The organism is Sphingobium sp. V4, from assembly GCF_029590555.1.
In the GTDB taxonomy this organism is placed as follows: domain Bacteria; phylum Pseudomonadota; class Alphaproteobacteria; order Sphingomonadales; family Sphingomonadaceae; genus Sphingobium.
The window spans coordinates 1,922,649-1,943,418 of sequence record NZ_CP081001.1 but is presented as its reverse complement, the minus strand read 5'-3'; the positions used below and the strand labels follow the sequence as shown (position 1 = coordinate 1,943,418).

Annotated in this window: 24 protein-coding genes; 20 read left to right on the top strand and 4 right to left on the bottom strand. The window is 67.8% G+C overall.

The annotated features are described in order from the left end of the window. The first annotated feature begins 17 nt into the window (after positions 1 to 17). The 7 genes from K3M67_RS09620 to gp17 all read left to right on the top strand — a co-directional run bounded on the left by K3M67_RS09620 (position 18) and on the right by gp17 (position 3,688). Positions 18 to 338: a DUF6127 family protein gene (locus K3M67_RS09620; RefSeq protein WP_285831365.1), complete on the top strand. Its 321-nt coding sequence runs from the start codon at positions 18 to 20 to the stop codon at positions 336 to 338. Next, positions 335 to 814 (top strand): HK97 family phage prohead protease, encoded by a 480-nt coding sequence (locus K3M67_RS09615; RefSeq protein WP_084439207.1) that lies wholly within the window; start codon positions 335 to 337, stop codon positions 812 to 814. The genes K3M67_RS09620 and K3M67_RS09615 overlap by 4 nt, the downstream gene beginning before the upstream one ends. Positions 815 to 907: 93 nt before the next feature. Beyond that, complete coding sequence (locus tag K3M67_RS09610; protein WP_285831364.1) at positions 908 to 2,035, top strand: phage major capsid protein; 1,128 nt, start codon at positions 908 to 910, stop codon at positions 2,033 to 2,035. Between the two features lie 243 nt (positions 2,036 to 2,278). Then, positions 2,279 to 2,557 carry a phage fiber-tail adaptor protein gene (locus K3M67_RS09605; protein ID WP_066862632.1) on the top strand — a complete coding sequence of 93 codons (279 nt, stop codon included), beginning with the start codon at positions 2,279 to 2,281 and terminating at the stop codon, positions 2,555 to 2,557. Continuing rightward, positions 2,557 to 3,093 carry a head-tail connector protein gene (locus K3M67_RS09600; protein WP_066862635.1) on the top strand — a complete coding sequence of 179 codons (537 nt, stop codon included), beginning with the start codon at positions 2,557 to 2,559 and terminating at the stop codon, positions 3,091 to 3,093. The genes K3M67_RS09605 and K3M67_RS09600 overlap by 1 nt, the downstream gene beginning before the upstream one ends. Next, a complete protein-coding gene (locus tag K3M67_RS09595) occupies positions 3,090 to 3,290 on the top strand; it encodes a hypothetical protein (protein ID WP_285831363.1) in 201 nt (66 codons plus the stop codon). The genes K3M67_RS09600 and K3M67_RS09595 overlap by 4 nt, the downstream gene beginning before the upstream one ends. Next, positions 3,287 to 3,688: a tail completion protein gp17 gene (gp17, locus tag K3M67_RS09590; protein WP_066862641.1), complete on the top strand. Its 402-nt coding sequence runs from the start codon at positions 3,287 to 3,289 to the stop codon at positions 3,686 to 3,688. Before K3M67_RS09595 ends, gp17 begins: the two co-directional genes overlap by 4 nt. 78 nt (positions 3,689 to 3,766) lie before the next feature. Here the strand turns inward: gp17 and K3M67_RS09585 are convergent, their stop codons facing one another. Beyond that, positions 3,767 to 4,090: a hypothetical protein gene (locus K3M67_RS09585; RefSeq protein ID WP_066862644.1), complete on the bottom strand. Its 324-nt coding sequence runs from the start codon at positions 4,088 to 4,090 to the stop codon at positions 3,767 to 3,769. Between the two features lie 136 nt (positions 4,091 to 4,226). Between K3M67_RS09585 and K3M67_RS09580 the strand changes: the two genes are divergently transcribed. The 10 genes from K3M67_RS09580 (at position 4,227) to K3M67_RS09535 (ending at position 13,345) form a co-directional block, all read left to right on the top strand. Next, a complete protein-coding gene (locus K3M67_RS09580) occupies positions 4,227 to 4,634 on the top strand; it encodes a phage tail tube protein (protein WP_066862648.1) in 408 nt (135 codons plus the stop codon). Beyond that, the gene (locus tag K3M67_RS09575) at positions 4,631 to 4,942 is read left to right on the top strand and encodes a GTA-gp10 family protein (protein WP_066862651.1); all 312 of its coding nucleotides are present in this window, start codon (positions 4,631 to 4,633) and stop codon (positions 4,940 to 4,942) included. The genes K3M67_RS09580 and K3M67_RS09575 overlap by 4 nt, the downstream gene beginning before the upstream one ends. Continuing rightward, entirely contained in the window at positions 4,939 to 5,139 is a 201-nt protein-coding gene (locus tag K3M67_RS09570) for a phage tail assembly chaperone (RefSeq protein WP_066862654.1), read from the top strand. Before K3M67_RS09575 ends, K3M67_RS09570 begins: the two co-directional genes overlap by 4 nt. A gap of 104 nt (positions 5,140 to 5,243) precedes the next feature. Beyond that, positions 5,244 to 5,792 (top strand): tail tape measure protein, encoded by a 549-nt coding sequence (locus K3M67_RS09565; RefSeq protein ID WP_066862656.1) that lies wholly within the window; start codon positions 5,244 to 5,246, stop codon positions 5,790 to 5,792. Further along, positions 5,789 to 8,116: a DUF2460 domain-containing protein gene (locus tag K3M67_RS09560; protein ID WP_285831362.1), complete on the top strand. Its 2,328-nt coding sequence runs from the start codon at positions 5,789 to 5,791 to the stop codon at positions 8,114 to 8,116. Before K3M67_RS09565 ends, K3M67_RS09560 begins: the two co-directional genes overlap by 4 nt. After that, on the top strand, positions 8,113 to 8,922 hold the full coding sequence (locus K3M67_RS09555) for a phage/gene transfer agent baseplate hub protein (protein WP_066862661.1): 810 nt from the start codon (positions 8,113 to 8,115) through the stop codon (positions 8,920 to 8,922). Before K3M67_RS09560 ends, K3M67_RS09555 begins: the two co-directional genes overlap by 4 nt. After that, complete coding sequence (locus tag K3M67_RS09550; RefSeq protein WP_198162981.1) at positions 8,919 to 9,290, top strand: NlpC/P60 family protein; 372 nt, start codon at positions 8,919 to 8,921, stop codon at positions 9,288 to 9,290. The genes K3M67_RS09555 and K3M67_RS09550 overlap by 4 nt, the downstream gene beginning before the upstream one ends. Before the next feature lie 51 nt (positions 9,291 to 9,341). Beyond that, on the top strand, positions 9,342 to 11,543 hold the full coding sequence (locus tag K3M67_RS09545; protein ID WP_285831361.1) for a phage tail protein: 2,202 nt from the start codon (positions 9,342 to 9,344) through the stop codon (positions 11,541 to 11,543). A gap of 24 nt (positions 11,544 to 11,567) precedes the next feature. Further along, positions 11,568 to 12,065: a DUF2793 domain-containing protein gene (locus tag K3M67_RS09540; protein WP_502958877.1), complete on the top strand. Its 498-nt coding sequence runs from the start codon at positions 11,568 to 11,570 to the stop codon at positions 12,063 to 12,065. A 200-nt stretch (positions 12,066 to 12,265) separates the two neighbouring features. After that, positions 12,266 to 13,345 carry an OmpA family protein gene (locus K3M67_RS09535; RefSeq protein ID WP_285831359.1) on the top strand — a complete coding sequence of 360 codons (1,080 nt, stop codon included), beginning with the start codon at positions 12,266 to 12,268 and terminating at the stop codon, positions 13,343 to 13,345. A gap of 489 nt (positions 13,346 to 13,834) precedes the next feature. On the opposite strand, the gene K3M67_RS09530 is transcribed toward K3M67_RS09535, so the two are convergent. The 3 genes from K3M67_RS09530 to K3M67_RS09520 all read right to left on the bottom strand — a co-directional run bounded on the left by K3M67_RS09530 (position 13,835) and on the right by K3M67_RS09520 (position 17,305). Continuing rightward, on the bottom strand, positions 13,835 to 14,188 hold the full coding sequence (locus K3M67_RS09530; protein ID WP_066862669.1) for a YbaN family protein: 354 nt from the start codon (positions 14,186 to 14,188) through the stop codon (positions 13,835 to 13,837). A gap of 447 nt (positions 14,189 to 14,635) precedes the next feature. Further along, positions 14,636 to 16,954, bottom strand: a complete 2,319-nt coding sequence (gene clpA, locus K3M67_RS09525) for an ATP-dependent Clp protease ATP-binding subunit ClpA (RefSeq protein WP_066862672.1) — start codon at positions 16,952 to 16,954, stop codon at positions 14,636 to 14,638. 153 nt (positions 16,955 to 17,107) lie between these two features. After that, on the bottom strand, positions 17,108 to 17,305 hold the full coding sequence (locus K3M67_RS09520) for a DUF1192 domain-containing protein (protein WP_066862673.1): 198 nt from the start codon (positions 17,303 to 17,305) through the stop codon (positions 17,108 to 17,110). Positions 17,306 to 17,410: 105 nt separating this feature from the next. Between K3M67_RS09520 and K3M67_RS09515 the strand changes: the two genes are divergently transcribed. The 3 genes from K3M67_RS09515 (at position 17,411) to K3M67_RS09505 (ending at position 20,701) form a co-directional block, all read left to right on the top strand. Then, positions 17,411 to 18,415, top strand: a complete 1,005-nt coding sequence (locus K3M67_RS09515) for an NAD(P)H-quinone oxidoreductase (RefSeq protein ID WP_157102612.1) — start codon at positions 17,411 to 17,413, stop codon at positions 18,413 to 18,415. A gap of 347 nt (positions 18,416 to 18,762) precedes the next feature. Next, positions 18,763 to 19,635: a UDP-2,3-diacylglucosamine diphosphatase gene (locus K3M67_RS09510; protein WP_066862677.1), complete on the top strand. Its 873-nt coding sequence runs from the start codon at positions 18,763 to 18,765 to the stop codon at positions 19,633 to 19,635. Between the two features lie 37 nt (positions 19,636 to 19,672). Further along, positions 19,673 to 20,701, top strand: a complete 1,029-nt coding sequence (locus tag K3M67_RS09505) for a glycosyltransferase family 4 protein (RefSeq protein ID WP_285831358.1) — start codon at positions 19,673 to 19,675, stop codon at positions 20,699 to 20,701. Positions 20,702 to 20,770 lie beyond the last annotated feature (69 nt).

Here is a 20,770-nt window from a genome sequence, read left to right as displayed (position 1 = left end):
ATGAAAAGGAGGGCGCGATGAAAGAGGAGATGCTGGCGCGGCTGGTCGCGCAGGCGGAGGGGGCGGGGCTGCCCGGCGGGGGCGACATGGTGATGATCCGCGCGCTGATCGAGGAGGCGAGCGAGCTGGGGGCGGCGCGCGCGCTGGAGCGGCTGGGCCTTTCAGACCGGCGCGCGGAGGGCGATGTGCGGGAATTGCGCGAGCTGCTGTCCGCCTGGCGCGACGCGAAGAAGGCGGCGCGCAGCGCGGTGATCGGCTGGGTCGTGCGGATCGGCATGGCGCTGGTGCTGCTGGGGGTGGCGGTGAAGGTGGGCCTTGTCGGGCTGGTGAAGGCATGAGCGCCGAGCCTGTGCCGGGCGCTTCGCGACTGCGCTCGAAGCGAACGAATGGGGCGGAAGGCGGCGAGCTTCGCTTTGCCGGCTATGCGGCGATTTTTGATCGGGTGGATCGGGGTGGCGACGTGGTGCGGGCGGGGGCGTTTGGCGCTGTCGCGGCGGCGGGCGTGCCCCTGTTGTGGCAACATGGGCCGGGCAGCGTGATCGGCCGGATCGAGACGGCGCGGGAAGATGCGCGCGGGCTGCGCGTGATTGGACGGGTGTCGCGCAGGACGGCGGTCGGGCGCGAGGCGGCGGCGGCGCTTGAGCAGGGGGCGCTCGACGGGCTGAGTTTCGGATACCGGGTGAAGGCGGCGCGCGGGGCGGGGCCGCGGGAATTGCTGGCGCTGGAGCTGGTGGAGGTGAGCCTGGTCACGCATCCGATGCAGCCATTGGCGCGGGTGTTGCGGGTGGAGGCGCCCTCATCCGACTTCGCCTAGCCGCTTTGCGGCAAGGTTTCGTTCCCTTCTCCCGATGGGAGAAGGAATGGTTCGGGCGGTCCGGTTGGGCCGCCCTTTTTTGTGGAGACGGGCATGACGGATCAGGTGATGGACGGGCTGGAAGCAAGCTTCGACATGGTGGCGCAGGGGGAGCGGATCGAGGGGCTGGAGAGCGAAGTCGCGGCGCTGAAGGGGGCGTTGCTGGCGCAGCAGCGGCCGGCGCTGGACGGGGTGAAGGGGGGCGCGGTGGACCCGGCGCGCGGGGCGTTCGTCGAGCGCTATCTGCGGCAGGGCATGGAAGCGGGGCTGGAGCTGAAGAGTTTTTCCGGGGCGAGCGGCGCGGCGGGGGGCTATGCGGTGCCGCGCGAGATCGACCAGTTGATCGGCACGACGCTTAAAGGCATTTCGCCCATTCGCGGCATCGCCAATGTCGTGCGGACGGGCACGGCGGGCTATCGCAAGCTGGTGACGTCAGGCGGGATCGTGTCGGGTTGGGCCAGCGAGACGGGCGCGCGGGCCGAGACGGGGACGCCGGTCTTCAACGAGATCGTGCCGCCGTCGGGCGAGCTGTTCGCCAATCCGGCGGCGAGCCAGGCGATGCTGGACGACGCGCAGTTCGATGTCGAGGGCTGGCTGGCCGGGGAGATCGCCCGCGAGTTCGCCGTCGCGGAGGGCGCGGCCTTCGTCAATGGCAATGGGACGAACAAGCCCAAGGGCTTTCTGACCTATAGCGCGACGAGCGAGGCGGACGGCGTGCGCGCCTTCGGATCGCTGCAATATGTGGCGTCGGGAGTGGCGGGCGCTTTCCCGGGGACCAGTCCGCAGGACAAGCTGATCGACCTGGTGCAGAGCCTGCGCGCGCCCTATCGCCAGGGGGCGTGCTTCGTGATGAATTCGGCGACGCTGGCGGTGATCCGCAAGATGAAGACGAGCGACGGCGCGTTCATCTGGCAGCCGGGCCTGTCGGCCGCGCAGCCCGCGACCTTGCTGGGCTATCCGGTGGTCGAGGCGGAGGACATGCCGGACATCGCGGCGAACAGCCTGTCGATCGCCTTCGGCAATTTCCAGATGGGCTATGTCATCGCCGAGCGCAGCGACACCAGCATCCTGCGCGATCCGTTCAGCAACAAGCCGTTCGTGCATTTCTACGCGGTCAAGCGGATCGGCGGTGGCGTGGCGAACAGCGAGGCGATCAAGCTGCTGAAGTTTGCCGCCTCGTAAACGAGACGGCGGCAAGCTGCTGACGTTCGCCGCGACCTGATCGGCCAGATGGGGGGAGGCTGCGCGCCTTCCCCCTTATTTTTTCCTGGAAAATGGGCGTGGCGATCACGGGGCTGGAGATGACCGAGGATCGGAACACCGGCTGGTGGCTGGCGACTGGCGCGCGGAGCGGTGGGGTGTTCGGCCAACGGCGCGGCGGTCGATTTCGCGCCGGGCGGACGCGGAACGGGGGAGCAAGATCAGATGAGCCTTTTCGTGAAGGATCCGCAGGCGCGGATCGACCATGCGATCGACTGGTCCGCCTATCTGGCGGCGCAGACGCTGGTCGCCAGCAGTTGGGCGGTGGACCCGGCGGAGGCGGGCGGGCTGGCGGTGGAGGAAAGCGCTTTCGAGGCGCAGCGGAGCAGCGCGCGGCTGGCGGGCGGGCTGGTGGGGCGGATCTATCGGCTGACCAATCATGTGACGCTGTCCGATGGGCAGATGGACGAGCGATCGGTGACGATCCGGGTGGAGGAGCGCTGATGCGGACGGAAGCGGAGAGCGGGGCGCTGGCGGCGTCGCTGGCGGAACTGAAGGCCTATCTGCGGATCGAGACGGGCGGGGAGGATGCGGTGCTGGCGGGATTGCTGCGCAGCGCGGCGACATTGTGCGAGCAGTTCGTCGGCCAGTGGCTGGTCGCTCGGGCGGCGCGCGAGACGGTGGCGGGCGACGGCGGCTGGCAAAGGCTGTCGGCGCGGCCGGTGCTGAGCATCGAGAACGTCGCGGCGGTGGATGCCGACGGAGTGAGCGAGGCTCTGCCGGTGGACGCCTATGCCGTGGACATCGATGCGGCAGGGGACGGCTGGGTGCGATCGACGCGGGCCGGGGACCGGCGTGTGCTGGCGGTCCAGTATCGCGCGGGAATGGCGGGGGAGATGAACGGGCTGCCGGAGGCTTTGCGGCAGGGGATCGTGCGTCTGGCGGCGGACCATTATCTGGCGCGTGGCGCCGAGAGCGCCGCGCCGCCGGCCGTCGTGAGCGCGCTGTGGCGGCCGTTCCGGCGGATGCGGCTGGCATGAGGGCGGCGCTGGAGCGGCTGGTCGAGGAACGGGCGGCGCGGCGGCGTGCGCGGATTGCGGCGGCGCTGGCGGAGGAAGGTGTCGCGGCGGTGGTCGAGGGCGAGGATGTGCGCGCGTCCGGGCCGGGGCTGGCCGCGCGCTGGTCGCGCGAGCTGGCGCTGCGCGAGGCTGGCCAAGGGCGAGGGAGAGAGCGATGAGCGCGGAAGTGGCGGTGCGGGCGGCGGTGATCGCGGCGTTGCGGGGCGACGGGGCGCTGATGGATCAGCTCAACGGCCTCCATGACGGAGAGCCGGCACGGGCGGGCGCGCCCTTCGGCTTTGTCGGCGAATGCCTGGGCGCGGACTGGGGCGGGAAGGATGTCGAGGGGCGCGAGGTGCGGCTGACCATCGGGCTGGTCGTGGCGGACGAGACGCCGGGGCGGCTGGCGGGCATGATGGCGCGGGTCGATCCGGCGATCGGGGCGGCGGGGACGCAGGATGGCTGGCGGATCGTCAGCGCACGGCTGCTGCGATCGCGCGTGGCGCGGGCCGGTGCGGCGGCGGGATGGCGGGCGGTGGTGGATTACCGGATGCGGGCGGTGCGGGAGGGGACGTAGCCCCCTCTCAATTTCGGCTAGGCAGCAAGCTGCCTAGCCTTCGTATCTCTCCCCGTGGGAGGGGGAGAGATGGCCCGGTCAGCTCGGGCGGCTGTTTTCCTCATATTCGCCGGTGATCTTGTCGACATATTCGGAAACCTGGTCGTCGGCGTCGGCCTGGGCGTCCTTGTCCGATATGCCGTCAGCCTTTTCCTGGGCGATGATGGCGGCGCGGAAGGCGGCTTCCTTGTCGGCGCACGCGCGCTTCATCGCCGACTGGAAGTCGCCGACCGAGAGGCGCTTGTCCAGGCTGGGCTGGACCTGGGCGCTGAGGCATTTGGAAAAATCCTTGCGGCCCATGCCGACGGCGTCGGCGGCCGGAGGAGCGGCGAGCATCATCATGAGCGAAGCGGCAACAAACATCGAAACCTCTCCATAACCCCATTTTCACGTTGAGACGGGTGACGCAGGAGGCGTCCCAAGTCTCCTGTTTTTCGCGATTTTCCGGGCGGGAGCAGGGTGCTTCCGACGTCGGCGTCGCAGGTAGGGAGAATGCGCCATGGGCGTCGAAAAAGGAAGCGCGTTTTTGCTGAAGGTGGGTGATGGAAACATGCCCGCAACATATGCAACGGTGGCAGGAATGCGGACTACCCAATTGTCCGTGAACGGCGAGGCGGTGAACATCACCAGCAAGGATTCGGGCGGCTGGCGCGAATTGCTGTCGGGCGCGGGGGTGCGGTCGGTGAGCGTGTCGGCTGCGGGGCTGTTCACCGGATCGGACGCGGAGATCCGCATCCGCAACCATGCGCTGTCGGGCATGATCGCGGAATATGAGCTGAGCTTCGAGAGCGGGGAGCGGATGCGCGGGCGGTTCCTGGTGACGCGGCTCGACTATGCCGGCGACTATAATGGCGAGCGCAATTACGCGCTGAGCCTGGAAAGCTCCGGCCCGGTGGTGTCGGAATGAGCCCGGGCACGAACCGCGAGCGCGGGGAGACGGCGCTGGAACTGGGCGGCGAGGCGCTGGCGTTGCGGCCGAGTTTCGCGGCTCTGGTGGCAGCGGAGGCGGAACTGGGGCCGCTTTTCGATCTGGTCGAGCGGGCGGCGGACGGGAAGCTGTCGCTCGCTGACCTGGTGGGCTTGTTCTGGCATTGCCTGGTGGATCGGGAGCGGTTGACGCGCGAGGCGCTGGGGGACGCGGTGCTGGCCGTCGGGCTGGCGCGGGTGACGCCGGTGCTCAAGACCATATTGCAGCAGATACTGGCGGGAAAATGAGGCGCTTTGCCGAGGCGGCGGGGCGGCTGGCCGGGGTGGCCGGATGGATGCTCGGCTGGCGGCCGGACGAGTTCTGGCGCGCGACCCCGGCGGAACTGGCCACGGTGCTGCGCGCGGCGCGGGGCGAGGAGGCGCCGGGCGAGGCGGGCGTCGATGGGGCGGAGTTGCGGCGGTTGATGGGGGTGATGCCGGATTAGGCAAAGGAGATGGGTGTGCGGGGCACGCCCCCACCCCTCCCCTTCGGCGGCGGCGCGTGACGCCGCCGCCGAAGGGGAGGGGCCATCAGGTTCGGAGGGCGGGGATGGACGAGGAAATCGAGACTTTGGTGGTGCGGGTGCGCGCCGATACGCAGGGGCTGAACCGCGATGTCGAGGCAATGCGGGGCGTGCTGGAAGGACCGCTGGCGACCGGGGCGGAGCGGGCCGGGCAGCGGATCGAGCAGGGGCTGCTGCGGGCGGTGCGGACGGGCAAGTTCGGCTTCGAGGATCTGAAGCGGATCGCGCTCACCGTGCTGAACGACATTGCCGCGAGCGCGCTGCAATCGGCGGCGGGCGGCGGGAGCGGCGGGCTGGTCCAACTGGGCACGAGCGTGTTGTCGTCGGCGCTGGGGCTGCCGGGGCGGGCGACCGGCGGGCCAGTGGCACCGGGGCGGGCCTATATGGTCGGCGAGCGCGGGCCGGAGATGTTCGTGCCGACGACGAGCGGGCAGGTCGTCGCGAACGGCGGCGGGGCGCGCGACGTGCGGGTGAGCATCGCGGTGAATGGCCGGGGCGGCGAGAGCGAGCCGCGATTGCTGGCGCGCAGCGCGCGGCAGGTCGCGCGGGCGGTGAGGGGAGCGCTGGAGCGATGACTATAGGCTATTGGCTGGCCGATGCGCGGCGGGGGCAGGAGGCGGGCGTCCTCAAGCGCTTCGCCGCGACGCACTGGACGGTGAATTTTCCCCGGCCGATGATGGCGGACGTCGTTACCACCGCGCCGGATGCCGTGCGGGTGGATGCGGTCTTTTACGGGTCGGGCGATCTGGCGGGGCTGATCTGGGAAGCGGAGGATCGGTGGAGCCATCCCCTGCTTGCCTATGAGACGAGCCGGGATTTCCGGCATTGCGTGCTGTCCTTTCGCTGGCGGTCTTCGGGCCTGCGCAAACTGGACGAGACGCATGGGCCGACGCTGACGATCGAGGGGCGGGACGAGGCGGGCAACCCGCGCGCCTGGTATGTGCGCTTGTGGAACCATGCGAGCGGCGGGCCGGAAGATGCGGTGGTGACGCTGGATTTCGCCGCGCTGGTGGGCGGATATGAGCTGCCGGAGGATGCCGACCCGGTGTGGGCGGGGGATGTCGACCGGATGTTCATATCGCTGGTGCCGCCTGATTATGACGAGGGGGACACGCCCTTTGCCACGGCGCAGGAGGGCTGGGCGGAACTGGGCGACATAAGCTGCGACGGCGCGGGTTCGGTGCTGGCGGTGGGCGATGTGATGCTGCCCGAACATGGGCTGAGCATGGCGACCGGCTATGATGATTGTTTCAACCAGACGCCCGAGCGGGTCGTCGCGGCGATCCACGCGCTGGGCTATCGCGGGGCGATCAACCATTATGTGGGCATGAGCCATTATTTCCGGCTGGAGCGGCTGGGTGCGGGGCTGTACGTCAGTCTGGCGGGCGGGGTGCTGAACGCGCCCTGCGCGGCGTGGCACCGGGATTTTGCAGGGCGGGCGAAGGCGCTGGGGTTCGGCGTCATCTGGTCGCTATCCTATGAATTGTTCGACGCCCATTGCTGGAACGACTGGAAGCAAAGGGCGGAAAATGGCGATCCGGCGCTGACCGGATGGTCGCCGCCCTCGACCCTGTTGTCGCCGGCGCATGGCGGGGCGATGGGCTATTTGCAGGCGGTGGCGGGAGCGTTTATTTTCATCGCCTTGGAGGCGGGCCTGCCGATCCTGTTCCAGGTCGGCGAACCCTGGTGGTGGGTGATGCCGGGGGATGGGCGGATATGCATCTATGATGATGCGGCGCGGGCGGCGCTTGGCGGGGCGCCGGTTTCGATCGCGAGCGTGTGGGGCGCGTTGGATGGCGATCAGCGGGATCTGCTGGATGCGGCGGGGGCCGTGCTGGCGGCTTCGACAACGGCCTTGTGCGCAGCGGTCAGGGCGGTGGCGCCCGACGCGGTGACGCATCTGCTGGCTTATCTGCCGACGATCCTCGATCCGCGCGCGCCCGAGGCCAAGCGGGCGAACATGCCGCTGGGATGGGCTTCACCCGCCTTCGACGTGCTGCAGCTGGAAGATTATGACTGGGTGACGGAGGGGCGGCCGAACCTGACCGCGCGGGGCGTGGCGCTGGCGACCGGCCGGCTGGGCTATCCGGTTGCGGAGCAGCATTATCTGGCGGGCTTCGTGCTGCTGCCGGAACAGGCCGCGCAATGGCGCTCGATCGCGGCGGCGGCGCAGGCGTCGGTGGCGCGGGGGACGGCGGCGACCTTTGTCTGGGCGCTGCCGCAGGTGTGCCGCGACGGCTTTACCTGTTTCAGCATGGATGGGGAGGATGATGTGCAAGCCTTTGACGATGTGCTGTTTCCGATCGCGATCGGGCGCGAGGCGAGCCTGGCGCCAGCCTTTTCGACGCAGATCGTCGAGAGCGTGGGCGGCCATGAGAGGCGGTCGAGCGACTGGGCGGATGCGCGGCTGTCCTTTGATGCCGGGCCGGGCGTGCGATCCGAGGCGGACATCGCGGCGCTGATCGAATTTTTCCGGGCGCGGCGCGGGGCGGCGCGCGGGTTTCGCTTCACCGACCCCTATGATGATCGCAGCGGCGCGCCGGGCGTGGCGCCGGGGCCGATCGACCAGCGACTGGGCGTGGGCGACGGGGTGCGCGCCGAATTCCGGCTGACGCGCCATTATGGCGTGGGCGATGAGGCGCAGGCGCGGATCATCACCCGGCCGGTGGCGGGGAGCATCAGGGTCGCGGCCGATGGTGTGGAACTGACCGAGGGATGGAGCCATGCGGGGCTGGGGGTGATCGCGTTCGACGTGGCGCCGGCGGCGGGGGTGGTGCTGACCGCCGGTTTCCGGTTCGACGTGCCGGTGCGCTTTGCCGAGGACCGGCTGGAGATCAACCGGGCGACCTTTGCCGCGGGCGAGGCGGTGTCGGTGCCGCTGGTGGAGATACGCGAATGAGCGCGGGGCTGGACGAGCCGCTCTGCACGCTGGCCTTTTGCTGGCGGATCGAGCGGCGCGACGGGGTGACGATCGGCCTGACCAGCCATGATCGCGACCTGGAGATGGGCGGCCTGACCTATCGCGCCGCGCCGGGGATGACGCCTTCCGCGGTGCGATCGGGCATCGGGCTGGACGGGGACGATAGCGATGTCGCGGGCGCGCTGAGCAGTGATGCGATCAGCGAGAGCGACCTGATGGCGGGGCGATGGGACGGGGCGGCGCTGGAGTTGCGGCTGACGCAGTGGGAGGAACCGGGTGCGCTGTGGCTGCTGCTGGCGGCGGGCGAGATCGGCGCGGTGTCGCGCAAGGGAAGCAGCTTCTCCGCCGAGTTGATCGGCGCGGCGGCGGTGCTGGGCGCGCCGGTCGCGCCCTCCACCTCGCCCGATTGCCGGGCGCGGCTGGGTGATCGGGCGTGCCGGGTCGATCTGGCGGCGCGGCGGCGGATCGTGTCGGTCGCGGGCGTGGAGGCGGCTGAGGTGGCGGTGAGCGGGCTGGCGGCGGGGGTCTATGCCTTCGGCACGCTGCGCTGGCTCAGCGGACCCAATGCCGGGCTGGTGCAGGCGGTGGTGGATAATGGCGCGGACGGGGTGACTTTGGCCGATCCGCCGGCCTTTGCGGTGACGGCGGGGACGCTGGCGCTGCTGACCGAAGGGTGCGATCGGCAACTGGCGACCTGCGCCGGGCGCTTTGGCAATGCGGTGAATTTCCGGGGCGAGCCTTATCTGCCGGGAATGGACCTGCTGACCCGTTATCCCGGCGCATGAGCGCGGTGGTGGCGCGGGCGCGCGCCTTGCTGGGCGTGCCGTTCCGGCTGCACGGGCGGAGTGACGCGGGGCTGGATTGCGTGGGGCTGGCGGCGCTGGCGCTCGGCAGGGCGGACGTGCCCTGCGGCTATGGGTTGCGCAGCGGGGGTGTCGGGCGGGCGGAAGCCTGGCTGAGGGCGGCGGGGTTGCGGCCGGTCGATCGCGGCGGGGCAGGCGACCTGGCGCTGGTGCGGCCGGGGCCGTTGCAGTTGCATCTGATGATCGGGACGGGCGAGGGCTTCGTCCACGCCCATGCCGGGCTGGGACGGGTGGTCGAGACGCCGGGAGCTTCGCCATGGCCGGTCATCGGGTGGTGGAGCCTCGAATAGGGCGTCTTGTCCACCGGAAATTTCCGCAATGACGAAGCTGGGGAGAAGGCTATGGCGACGGTGGTGCTGACGGCGGTGGGGACGGCGATCGGCGGGCCGGTCGGCGGCGCGATCGGCGCGGTGATCGGCAATGTCATCGACAATCAGATCCTGTTCAAGCCCAAGGGGCGCGAGGGCGCGCGGCTGGCCGACCTGCAATTGCAGACGTCGAGCTATGGCACGCAGGTGCCGAGGCTGTTCGGGACGATGCGGGTCGCCGGAACGGTGATCTGGGCGACGGAGCTGAAGGAGACGAAATCGAAGAGCGGCGGCGGCAAGGGGCGGCCGAGCGTCACCAGCTACAGCTATTCGGCGAGTTTCGCGGTGGCGCTGTCGGCGCGGCCGATCCGGTCCGTCAGGCGCATCTGGGCGGACGGCAACCTGCTGCGCGGGGCGGCGGGGGACTTCAAGACCGAGCTGTCGGGGTTTCGCGTCCATGCGGGCGAGGAAGACCAGGCGGTCGATCCGCTGATCGCGTCGGCCGAAGGGATCGCCCTGACGCCGGCGCATCGCGGCGTCGCCTATGTGCTGTTCGAGGATCTGGCGCTGGCCGACTATGGCAACCGCATTCCGTCCCTGACATTCGAGGTGGAGGCGGACGCAACGGCGGTGGAGATCGGCACGGTCGCCGCCGAACTGAGCGGAGGGCGGCTGGCGGGCGAGGGGCTGGCCGCGCTGGACGGCTTTGCCGCGAGCGGGGCGGATGTGCGCGAGGCGATGGCGCCGCTGGTCGAGGCGCATGGGCTGGCGCTGCGGTCGGACGCGGCGGGGCTGCGCCTGACCGGGACGGCCATGGCGGCCGAAGGCGAGATCGGCGCGGCGGGGCTGGCGCGGCGGGTGAACGGGCAGGCGGTCGACCCGGTCGAACGATCGGGCGGGGCGGCCGATAGCGTGCCGGTGGCGCTGAGCCTGCGCCATTATGACGCGGCGCGCGACTATCAGGCGGGGGTGCAGCGGGTGGTGCGGCCGGGACCGGGGCGGCAGGAGCAGGGCGTCGAGCTGCCGGTGGTGATGAGCGCGGATGCGGCGCGGGGGGTGGCGGCGGCGCGGCTGGGCGCGGCCTGGACGGGACGGGCGACGATGGCGCTGCGCTGCGACTGGCGCGCGCTGGCGCTGATGCCCGGCTTGGTGGTGTCGGTCGAGGACGTGCCGGGGCTGTGGCGGATCGAGGAACGCGAATGGGAGGCGATGGCGGTGCGGCTGTCGCTGCGCCGGGTCCCTGGCGCAGGCGGCAGCGTGCCGGCCGGCGCCTCTTCGGGAGCGATCGTGCGGCCGGTCGACGCGCCGCATGGGCCGACCGTCCTGCGGCTGGTGGACATACCGATGCTGAAGGAGGGGCTGGCGAGCGCACCGCTGGTCGTGGCGGCCGCGAGCGGCGGGGCGGGCTGGCGCAGCGCGGCGCTGTTCGTCATCGGGGAGAGCGGGGAGGCGACGCCGATCGGGCGGAGCGCGCCGCGCGCCGTGATGGGGACGGCGCAGGACGCCTTGCCGCCGGGCAGCGCGACGCTGATCGACGAGCGGCATAGGTTGGCCGTGACGCTGCTGGCCGGGGATATGGCGCTGCTGTCGGGCGACGAGCCCGGGCTGGCGCAGGGGCGGAATCTGTGCCTGGCCGGCCGGGAACTGATCCAGTTCGCAAGGGCGGAACGGATCGGGGCGGGGCGCTATCGGCTGAGCGGACTGCGGCGCGGGCTGCGCGGGACCGAATGGGCGATGGCGACGCATGAGGCGGGCGAGGATTTCCTGCTGATCGAGGAGGAGCGGCTGGTCGAGCCGCTGGCGCTGGCGGGTACGCAGGCCGAACCGGGCAGCCTGCTGCGCCTGTCGGCTATCGGCATCGGCGATGTCGAGCCGCCGCAGGCGGTGATGGCGGTGACTGGAGAGGCGCTGATGCCGCCATCGCCGGTCCATCTTCATGCGCAGGCGGACGGTGCGGGCGGGTGGACGATCGGCTGGACCCGCCGCAGCCGCAACGGCTGGCGCTGGCTGAGCGGGAGCGACACGCCGCTGGGCGAGGAGCGCGAGCTTTATGCGGTCGCGGTGATGGACGGTGCGGCGATCGTGCGGCGCGCCGAGACGGACGCGCCCGGCTGGACCTATGCCGGCACGATGATCGCCGACGACGACATGGCGGGGCGGACGGTGGCGGTGGAGGTCCGCCAGGTCGGCACCTTCGCGACCGGGCGGGCCGGGCGCATCATGATTTCGGTGTGAGGATCGGAGGAACGGGAAATGGGCATGGAGACGACACCGCGCTGGGCGCTGCCGCTGCTGTTGGCCGGGCAGGCCCAGAAGGAGATGTTCCACAACGAGGCGCTGGTGCGGATCGACGCGCTGTTGCACGGGCGGGCGGAGAGCGCCGACCTGGCGGTTCCGCCCGCCGGTCCGGCGATCGGGCAATGCTGGATCGTGGCTGCCGGGGCGAGCGGCGCGTGGATCGGGCAGGAGGAAAATATCGCCTGCTGGACCGAGGGCGGATGGCGCTTCGTGGCGCCGCAGGCGGGCGCGCGGATGGCGATTGCGGACCGGGGGCATGAACTGTGCCATGATGGCGCCGAATGGAGTGACGCTCCGCTGAGGAGCGACGGGCTTTATCTGGAGGGCGAGAAGGTGATAGGGGTGCGCCAGCCCGTCATCCCGGACCCGTCGGGAGGGAGCTTGATTGACGTCGAGGCCAGAAATACCATTCAGGCGATACTAGCGACGCTGCGAGCACATGGGCTCATATATACGTAATTTTGTCATAATCTCGATTTGTTTGGGGATCATGGCTATTATAGTCTTAACGATCCTCGAAATAGCCTGCCGGACCCCGAAACAAGGCTCTACTGCGTTATTTTTGCAACGGTTTCACTAATTGTGGACTTGCCATGAAACCTTCTTGCCGATACAGGGTTTCAGCAGTCCTTCGTGACACTTTTGAAAGGGGAATTCAAATGCGGAAGCTTGCCCTCGCGGCTGCGCTTGCGACCACAGCCCTGGCCACCCCGGCCTTGGCGCGTGATGACAGCTGGTATGTTGGCGTAGACGCCGGCGTGCTGCTGGTCGAAGACCAGGACATCACTTTCACCCCCGGTAACGCTGGTGCCGCCAGCAATACCATTTCGGGCGTGGACTACCATAAGGGTTATGATTTCGACGCCAACATCGGCTACGACTTCGGCGGTTTCCGTCTGGAAGCCGAAGCTGCCTACAAGCGCGCGAAGGTCGACCTCGACAAGAGCGGCTTCGGCGGCGCGGCCTCTGCCCTGTCGTTCATGCTGAACGGTTTGCTCGACTTCGGTCCCGATGACGGCCTGCAGGGCTTCGTCGGCGGCGGTGTCGGCGTGTCGCGCGGCAAGCTGGCCAACGACCTGGTGAATGACAGCGACACCGGCTTCGCCTGGCAGGCGATCGCGGGCGTTCGCTACCCGGTCACCAACAATGTCGATGTCTCGCTGAAGTATCGCTTCTTCAACCAGGACGACATCAAGCTGATCCCGGCTTACACCACCATTGGTGGCCCCGCCGGTTCGACCGCAGACACCAAGCTGCGCACGCACAGCCTGCTGCTCGGCCTGACCTACAACTTCGGCGCTCCGGCTGAAGCGGCTCCGCCGCCTCCGCCTCCGCCGCCGCCGCCCCCGCCGCCCCCGCCGCCTCCGCCGCCTCCGCCGGCAGCCGAGTGTGCGCCTGGGCCGTACATTGTCTTCTTCGAATGGGACAAGTCGGACATCACGCCTGACGCCGCCACCATTCTGGACAATGCGGTTTCGGCCTACAGCAGCTGCGGCAGCGCCCAGGTCATGCTGGCCGGCCACGCGGACAAGTCGGGTTCGGCTTCGTACAACGTCGGCCTGTCGCAGCGCCGCGCTGACGCCACCAAGGCCTATCTGGCCTCGAAGGGTATCCCGGATGGTGTCATGACCACCCAGGCCTTCGGTGAATCGCAGCCGCGCGTCGAAACTGCCGACGGCGTCCGCGAAGTCCAGAACCGTCGCGTGGAAATCAGCTACGGTCCGGGTTCGGGTCAGTAATCAGATCACCTATCCTTTCGGGGATGGATGAAGGACGAGGGGCCGGTCGCAAGACTGGCCCCTTTTTCGTTGTGCGCGCGATTTGGACAGGCTGGTGCACGTGCCGTGCCGTGCCGTGCCGTGCTGCGTCATCCCGCAGATCGGTGCGGAGTCTTGTACCCTGCGGGCGACGGGGCGGGGGGATGTTCTTGACGCTCGCGCGAGGGGAGACGGCGGGCGATAGGTTTCAGCCGACGCCGGATTGGCGCAGGGGAAGCAGCGGATGGTGGCCGCCGCATGTCCGCCATCGCTGTGGAGCCGGAATTCGGCCATCTCCGTCGATCATGAGGCGATAGCCGAGATTTTCGCCAGGGCTGGAATTTTACCGCGTCGTGCCGGCATGATGATCGCCGGGCGCGCGCTGCGCCACATCCGACGCGGGACCGCGCGCTATCGGCTTCTTGTCGCATCATTCTCGCGGAAAACCGCTTCCGCCTTGTGCAGGATGTTTCAGGCTTCCGGCCGTGTCCAGATCCAGCCGCCGCCTACCAGAGCGGCAGCGATGGGCAGCAGATACCAGGGCCAGGGGGACAGGAGCAATGCCAGCAGCGCGCTGAAGGCGAAAGCAGCGAGCGCGGCTTTCTTGCCCCGGCGGCTGATTGCGCCGCGTTCGCGCCAGCTCCGGATATGCGGGCCGAAATGCGGGTGATCGAGCAGCTTTGCTTCAAGGCGTGGGCTGGAGCGTGCGAAGCAGAAAGCGGCGAGGATCATGAAGGGCACGGTAGGGAGAAGCGGCAGGAATATGCCGATCAGGCCAAGACTGATCGAGATAGAGCCGGCGATGAGGTAAAGATGCCGCCGCATGGATATTCCTGTGCCGAGTAGCGCGGACTTCCGCATTCCATGCTATTGCTTCGCAGCTGCGGAGCCATGTGGCAAGTGCGGGAGAGACAGATGAGCTGGCTGTCTCTTCGCGATCCGCGCTCTCGGGCAAGGGCGATGGGGAAGCATGCGGATCGTCCGCCGATGACGAAATGACATGATGAAGCCGCCGAAATATTTGCGTGCTGCCAGCGAAGGCGGCCTCGCATCGGAGGCGCGCAATAGGGCAATCGTTCCACCTTCCTTCGCCCTTTGTTGCCTCAGGACCATATATGTTTCGCGCTACGATGTCTGGAGGACCGGCCCGATGTTGCCCCGAGATATTGCGAGCCAGAACGGTATTTGACGATCTGGCCAAGACGCTGAGGCCGGGCAAAAAAAAGGCGGCCACAAGCGGGCCGCCCTTTTCGTTTGCGACTGTAATCGCGCTTACTTCGTGCCTTCCGACGCCTTGGCCTTGCCGCCCTTCTTGCCCTTTTTCGGGGCTGCCGGGGTGATTTCGAAGGCCAGGGCCTCGTCCTTCATGCGGACATGGACCTCGCCGCCATGGACCAGCTTGCCGAACAGCAGTTCCTCGGCCAGCGGCTGCTTGATCTTCTCCTGCATCAGGCGGCCCATCGGGCGCGCGCCATAGAGCTTGTCATAGCCCTTCTTGGTGAGCCACGCCTTGGCGTCCTCGTCCAGGGTGATGTGGACATCGCGATCGGCCAGTTGCAGTTCGAGTTGCAGCACGAACTTGTCGATGACGCGGGCGACGATTTCCGGTGGCAGATAGCCGAAGGGCACGATCGCATCGAGGCGGTTGCGGAATTCCGGGGTGAAGAGCTTCTTCACCGCATCCTCCTGCACATCCTCACGCGTCAGTTCGCCAAAGCCGATCGATTCCTTCGCCATGTCCGACGCACCGGCATTGGTGGTCATGATGAGGATGGTGTTGCGGAAATCGACGGTCTTGCCGTGATGATCGGTCAGGCGGCCATTGTCCATCACCTGGAGCAGGATATTGAACAGGTCCGGGTGCGCCTTCTCGATCTCGTCGAGCAGCAGGACGCTGTGCGGCTGCTGGTCGACGGCGTCGGTCAGCAGGCCGCCCTGGTCATAGCCGACATAGCCCGGAGGCGCGCCGATCAGGCGGCTGACCGAATGGCGTTCCATATATTCCGACATGTCGAACCGCTGGAGCGGGATGCCGAGCAGGGTCGCGAGCTGGCGCGCGACCTCCGTCTTGCCGACGCCGGTGGGGCCGGAGAAGAGATAGTTGCCGATCGGCTTGTCGGGATCGCGCAGGCCCGCGCGCGACAGCTTGATCGCGGACGACAGCACCTCGATCGCCTTGTCCTGGCCGAAGACGACGCGCTTCAGGTCCGTGGTCAGGCTTTCCAGCACGCTCTTGTCGTCGGACGACACCGTCTTGGGGGGAATGCGGGCCATGGTCGCGATGACCTGCTCGATCTCCTTGGGCGTGATCGTCTTCTTGCGCTTGGACGGCACGACCAGCATCTGCATCGCGCCGACCTCGTCAATCACGTCGATCGCCTTGTCGGGCAGCTTGCGGTCGTTGATGTAGCGCGCCGAAAGCTCCACCGCCGCCTTGATCGCGTCCGGCGTATATTTGACATGGTGATGCTCCTCGAACGCGGTGCGGAGTCCGGTCAGGATCTTGATCGTATCGTCGATCGTCGGTTCGTTGACGTCGATCTTCTGGAACCGTCGCAGCAGGGCGCGGTCCTTTTCGAAATGGTTGCGGAATTCCTTGTAAGTGGTCGATCCGATGCAACGGATCGTGCCGCCCGACAGAGCGGGCTTCAGCAGGTTCGACGCATCCATCGCGCCGCCGCTGGTCGCGCCCGCGCCGATCACCGTATGGATCTCGTCGATGAAGAGAACCGCGTGCGGCATTTTTTCCAGTTCGGTGACGACCGCCTTCAGCCGCTCCTCGAAGTCGCCGCGGTAGCGGGTGCCGGCGAGCAGCGCGCCCATGTCGAGCGAGTAGATGACCGCTTCCCTGAGCACGTCGGGCACGTCGCCTTCGACGATCTTGCGCGCCAGCCCTTCCGCGATCGCGGTCTTGCCGACGCCGGGGTCGCCGACATAGAGCGGGTTGTTCTTGGAGCGGCGGCACAGGATCTGAATCGTCCGCTCCACCTCGGCCGTGCGGCCGATCAGCGGGTCGACCTTGCCGCGATCCGCCTTTTCATTGAGGTTGACGGTGAACTGTTCGAGGGCGCTGTCCTTCTTGGCCTTCCCGTCCTGCACCTTCTTTTCCTCCTCGGCAGCGCCCTTGGTTTCCTGACGCTCGGGCGTGGGCGTGCCCTTGCCGACGCCGTGGCTGATATAGCTGACGGCATCGAGACGGCTCATGTCCTGCTGTTGCAGGAAGTAGACGGCATAGGATTCGCGTTCGGAAAAGAGCGCGACCAGGACGTTGGCACCCGTCACCTCGTCTTTGCCGGACGACTGGACGTGCAGGATGGCGCGCTGGACCACGCGCTGGAAACCGCTGGTGGGGGACGGGTCGCTCGACCCCTCGACCTTCAAACTGTCCAGTTCGGTGTCGAGATAATGGGTGACGGCGTCGCCCAGTTCGCCCAGTTCCACGCCGCACGCCTGCATCACCTTCGACGCATGTTCATCGTCGATCAGCGCGAGCAGCAAATGCTCCAGCGTCGCATATTCATGCTTGCGCTCCGACGCATGGGTCAGCGCGTTGTGCAGGGTGGTTTCAAGGGCGGGTGCGAATGAAGGCATATTATCTTACTCCAAGCTCCCGACAGGGAGCGACCTTGAACCTCATGTCGGCATTGCTCGACGCATGATCAAGGCGTGCCGCCCGATCAGCGGAATTGCCAGACTGCCCAAGCCCGAAGAAGCCCTGGAGGGCGCTGGGGGCCGGTCGCCGGTTCATCGCTTGAATAGCGCCTCGGCGGTTGCCTTGTGGTTAACGGCGCTTTCAATCCTTGCCCTGGATCGCGCGATTTCCGCTTCCAGCGTGGCGATCCGGGCGTGTAGTTCGGCAACGGACAGCGGCCCCAGATCCTGTGTCAGCAGGCGGGCCAGCGGATCATCTCCCTTGCGTGGCAGATTGTCATCCAAGTCCATGAAGGCCAATGTTGACCCTGCGGGCCACTCTGTCAATAAGGGCGCGCGCATCGCGGTATGTTTTTGGTGCGGCGCAGCATAAGTGCGGCTTCGGGGGCGGCGATCATGGCGATGGAATTTGCGGTGCCAGGCGAGATGACGGCGATCGGCATCGCCCGGCCCGGCGGACCGGAGGCACTGGTGCCGGAACGGCGGCCGGTGCCTGTTCCGCGCGACGGCGAGGTGCTGATCCAGGTCGCGGCAGCGGGCGTGAACCGGCCCGACGTTCTGCAACGGCAGGGCAAATATCCGCCGCCGCCGGGGGCTTCCGACATTCCCGGGCTGGAAGTGGCCGGTACGATCGTCGCGGCCGGAAGCGGCGCGGACATGCTGGTCGGGCAGAAGGTCTGCGCGCTGCTGGCCGGGGGCGGCTATGCCGAATATGCGGTGGCGCCCGCGGGCCAGTGCCTGCCGGTGCCCGACGAGTATGACCTGGTCGAAGCGGCGGCTTTGCCCGAAACGCTCTTCACCGTGTGGACCAATTTGTTCGAGCGCGCCTATGTTGTGGAAGGCGACACGGTGCTGGTCCATGGCGGCACCAGCGGCATCGGGACGATGGCGATCACCCTGTGCCGGCTGTTCGACATCCGTATCGTCGTGACCTGCGGCAGCGACGAGAAATGCGCGCAGGCGCTGGAATGGGGCGCGAGCCATGCGATCAACTATCGCACGCAGGATTTTGTCGAAGAAGTGAAGCGGATCACCGAGGGGCAGGGGTGCCAGGCTGTGCTGGACATGGTCGGCGGCGACTATGTGCCGCGCAACCTGGACTGTCTGGCCGACGACGGACGGCATGTATCGATCGCGGTGCTGGGCGGCGCGAAGGCCAGCATCTTCATCCCGGCGGTCATGACGAAGCGGCTGACGATCACAGGATCGACGCTGCGCGCGCGATCGGTGGGGTTCAAGAGCCTGGTCGCGGACGAGCTGATGCGGACGGTATGGTCCTTCGTGGGGCAGGGGAAGCTGCGCCCGGCGATGGACCAGCGCTTCGCGCTGGCCGACGCGGCCAAGGCCCACGCCCGCATGGACGCGGGCGAGCATTTCGGGAAGATCGTGCTGGTCGTTTGACGGATGGCGGTTGTGGACGCCTGATCGCGACGCCGATAGAGTTGCTGGTAGTCGCAGTGATCTCGGCGCTGCTGGGCATTGCGGAAAATGTTGACCGTTGATCTTTCATCGTCATCCCCGCGAAGGCGGGGATGCATCTCCGGCCATGTCGCCAAGGTGAGGGGTGGAGATGGGGTCCCGGCTTCGCGGGAACGACGAAGTGAACTGAATTGGCGGCGATCACTCCACGGCGTCTAAGGTCTCGAAACCCCCGAAAACCGTAGCATTTCCGTCATAATCCCTGCGAATTTGTAACATTGCGGGCTTAAGGATTCACTCCCGAGGACACATGTCTTGGGGACCGCATCATGAACGCCATTACGCGCTTGCCCTTCCTGGGGGACATAGAGGAGGGCGCCGACGACCGCTTTCATATCCCCGAGCGGGAAGGGCAGCGGCGCCGTTATCGCACCATCTGGATTTCGGACATCCACCTCGGCACGCGTGGCTGCAATGCGGCGATGCTGATCGACTTTCTGGATAATGTGGACAGCGACACCATCTATCTGGTCGGGGACATCATCGACGGCTGGCGGCTCAAGAAGCGCTTTTACTGGCCGGCCAGCCATAATGACGTGGTGTGGCGGCTGATGAAGCGGGCCAAGCGCGGTACGCGGGTCGTCTATATCCCCGGCAATCATGACGAGATGTTCCGGCAGTTCACCGGCATGAGCTTCGGCGGGGTCGAAATCCGGCGCAAGGCTATCCACCAGACCGCCGATGGCCGCAAACTGCTGGTGCTGCATGGCGACGAGTTCGACACGATCATGCTGGCGCATCGCTGGCTCGCCTTCGTCGGCGACGCCGCCTACACCACGTTGATGCGGCTGAATGTCGTGGTGAATGCGGTGCGGCAGCGCATGGGGCTGCCCTATTGGTCGCTTTCCAAGATGGCCAAGCACAAGGTCAAGAACGCCGTATCCTTCATCTCCCGCTTCGAGGAAGTGGTGGCCCATGAAGCCGGCGCGCGCGGCGTCGACGGCGTGGTGTGCGGCCATATCCACAATGCCGAGATGCGCGAGATTGCGGGCATCGACTATTATAATGACGGCGACTGGGTGGAGGGCTGCACCGCGCTGGTCGAACATGGCGACGGGCGGATGGAAGTGCTGCACTGGGCCGACGAGATCGCCGCGCGCGAACGGGCCGAGCGCAGCGCGCAGGCGCGTATGGCGGCTTGACGCAGCGGCACCAAGCCATGAGTGAAGGGCAATTCCCATGCGTATAGCGATCGTCACAGATGCCTGGAGCCCGCAGGTCAACGGCGTGGTGCGGACCTTGCAGACGATCCAGGCCGAGTTGGAGCGGATGGGCCATGTGGTCAAGGTGATCTCGCCCGATCTCTATGGCTCCATTCCCTGCCCGACCTATCCCGAGATCAGGCTGGCTCTGGTCCGCTCCGGCGTGGTGGGGCAGGCGATCGCCGCCTTCCGGCCGGACGCGGTGCATCTGGCGACGGAAGGGCCGCTGTGCCTGGCGGCACGACGCTGGTGCCTGCGCGGCGGATTGCCGTTCACCACTGCCTATCACACCCATTTCCCCGATTATGTGGCGCAGCGCACCGGCCTGCCCGCCGCCTGGTTCTGGCGCTATATCCGCTGGTTCCACGGGCCGGCGCAGGCGGTGCTGGTATCGACCCGATCGGTGCGCGAGCAGCTTCGCGCTCATGGCGTCGCCAATGTGCGCCCTTGGGGCCGGGGCGTGGACCTGGCCGCCTTCACCCCCGATGCGCCCCCGCCGGACCTGTTCGCCGGCCTGCCGCGCCCGATCATGCTCTATGTCGGGCGCGTCGCGGTGGAGAAGAATCTGGAGGCCTTCCTGGCGACCGACCATGAGGGCACCAAGGTGGTGGTGGGCGACGGTCCGGCGCGCGTGGCGCTGGAGCGGGCCTGGCTGCAGGCGCGCTTCCTGGGGGCGATGTTCGGCCGGGATCTGGCGGGCGCCTATGCCGGAGCGGACGTCTTCGTCTTTCCCAGCCGCACCGATACGTTCGGGCTGGTGATGATTGAGGCGCTGGCCTGCGGCACGCCGGTCGCGGCCTATCCGGTGACCGGGCCGATAGACATCGTCACGCCGGAAACCGGGTCGCTGTCGGAGAATCTGGGGCAGGCCATCGCCGGGGCGCTGACGCGCGACCGGCGGACATGCGCCGCCTATGGCCGCAGCTTCAGCTGGGAGCGCAGCGCGCGGGAATTCCTGTCCGGCCTGCATGAAATCGACCCGGAGGCCATAGAAAGCGCCGCCTGACGCTTTTCCCTGCCGGATTTCCTTGCCGCAGGGGCCGGGATGGACTATCTCTGACCCGTCGCGGCCGCC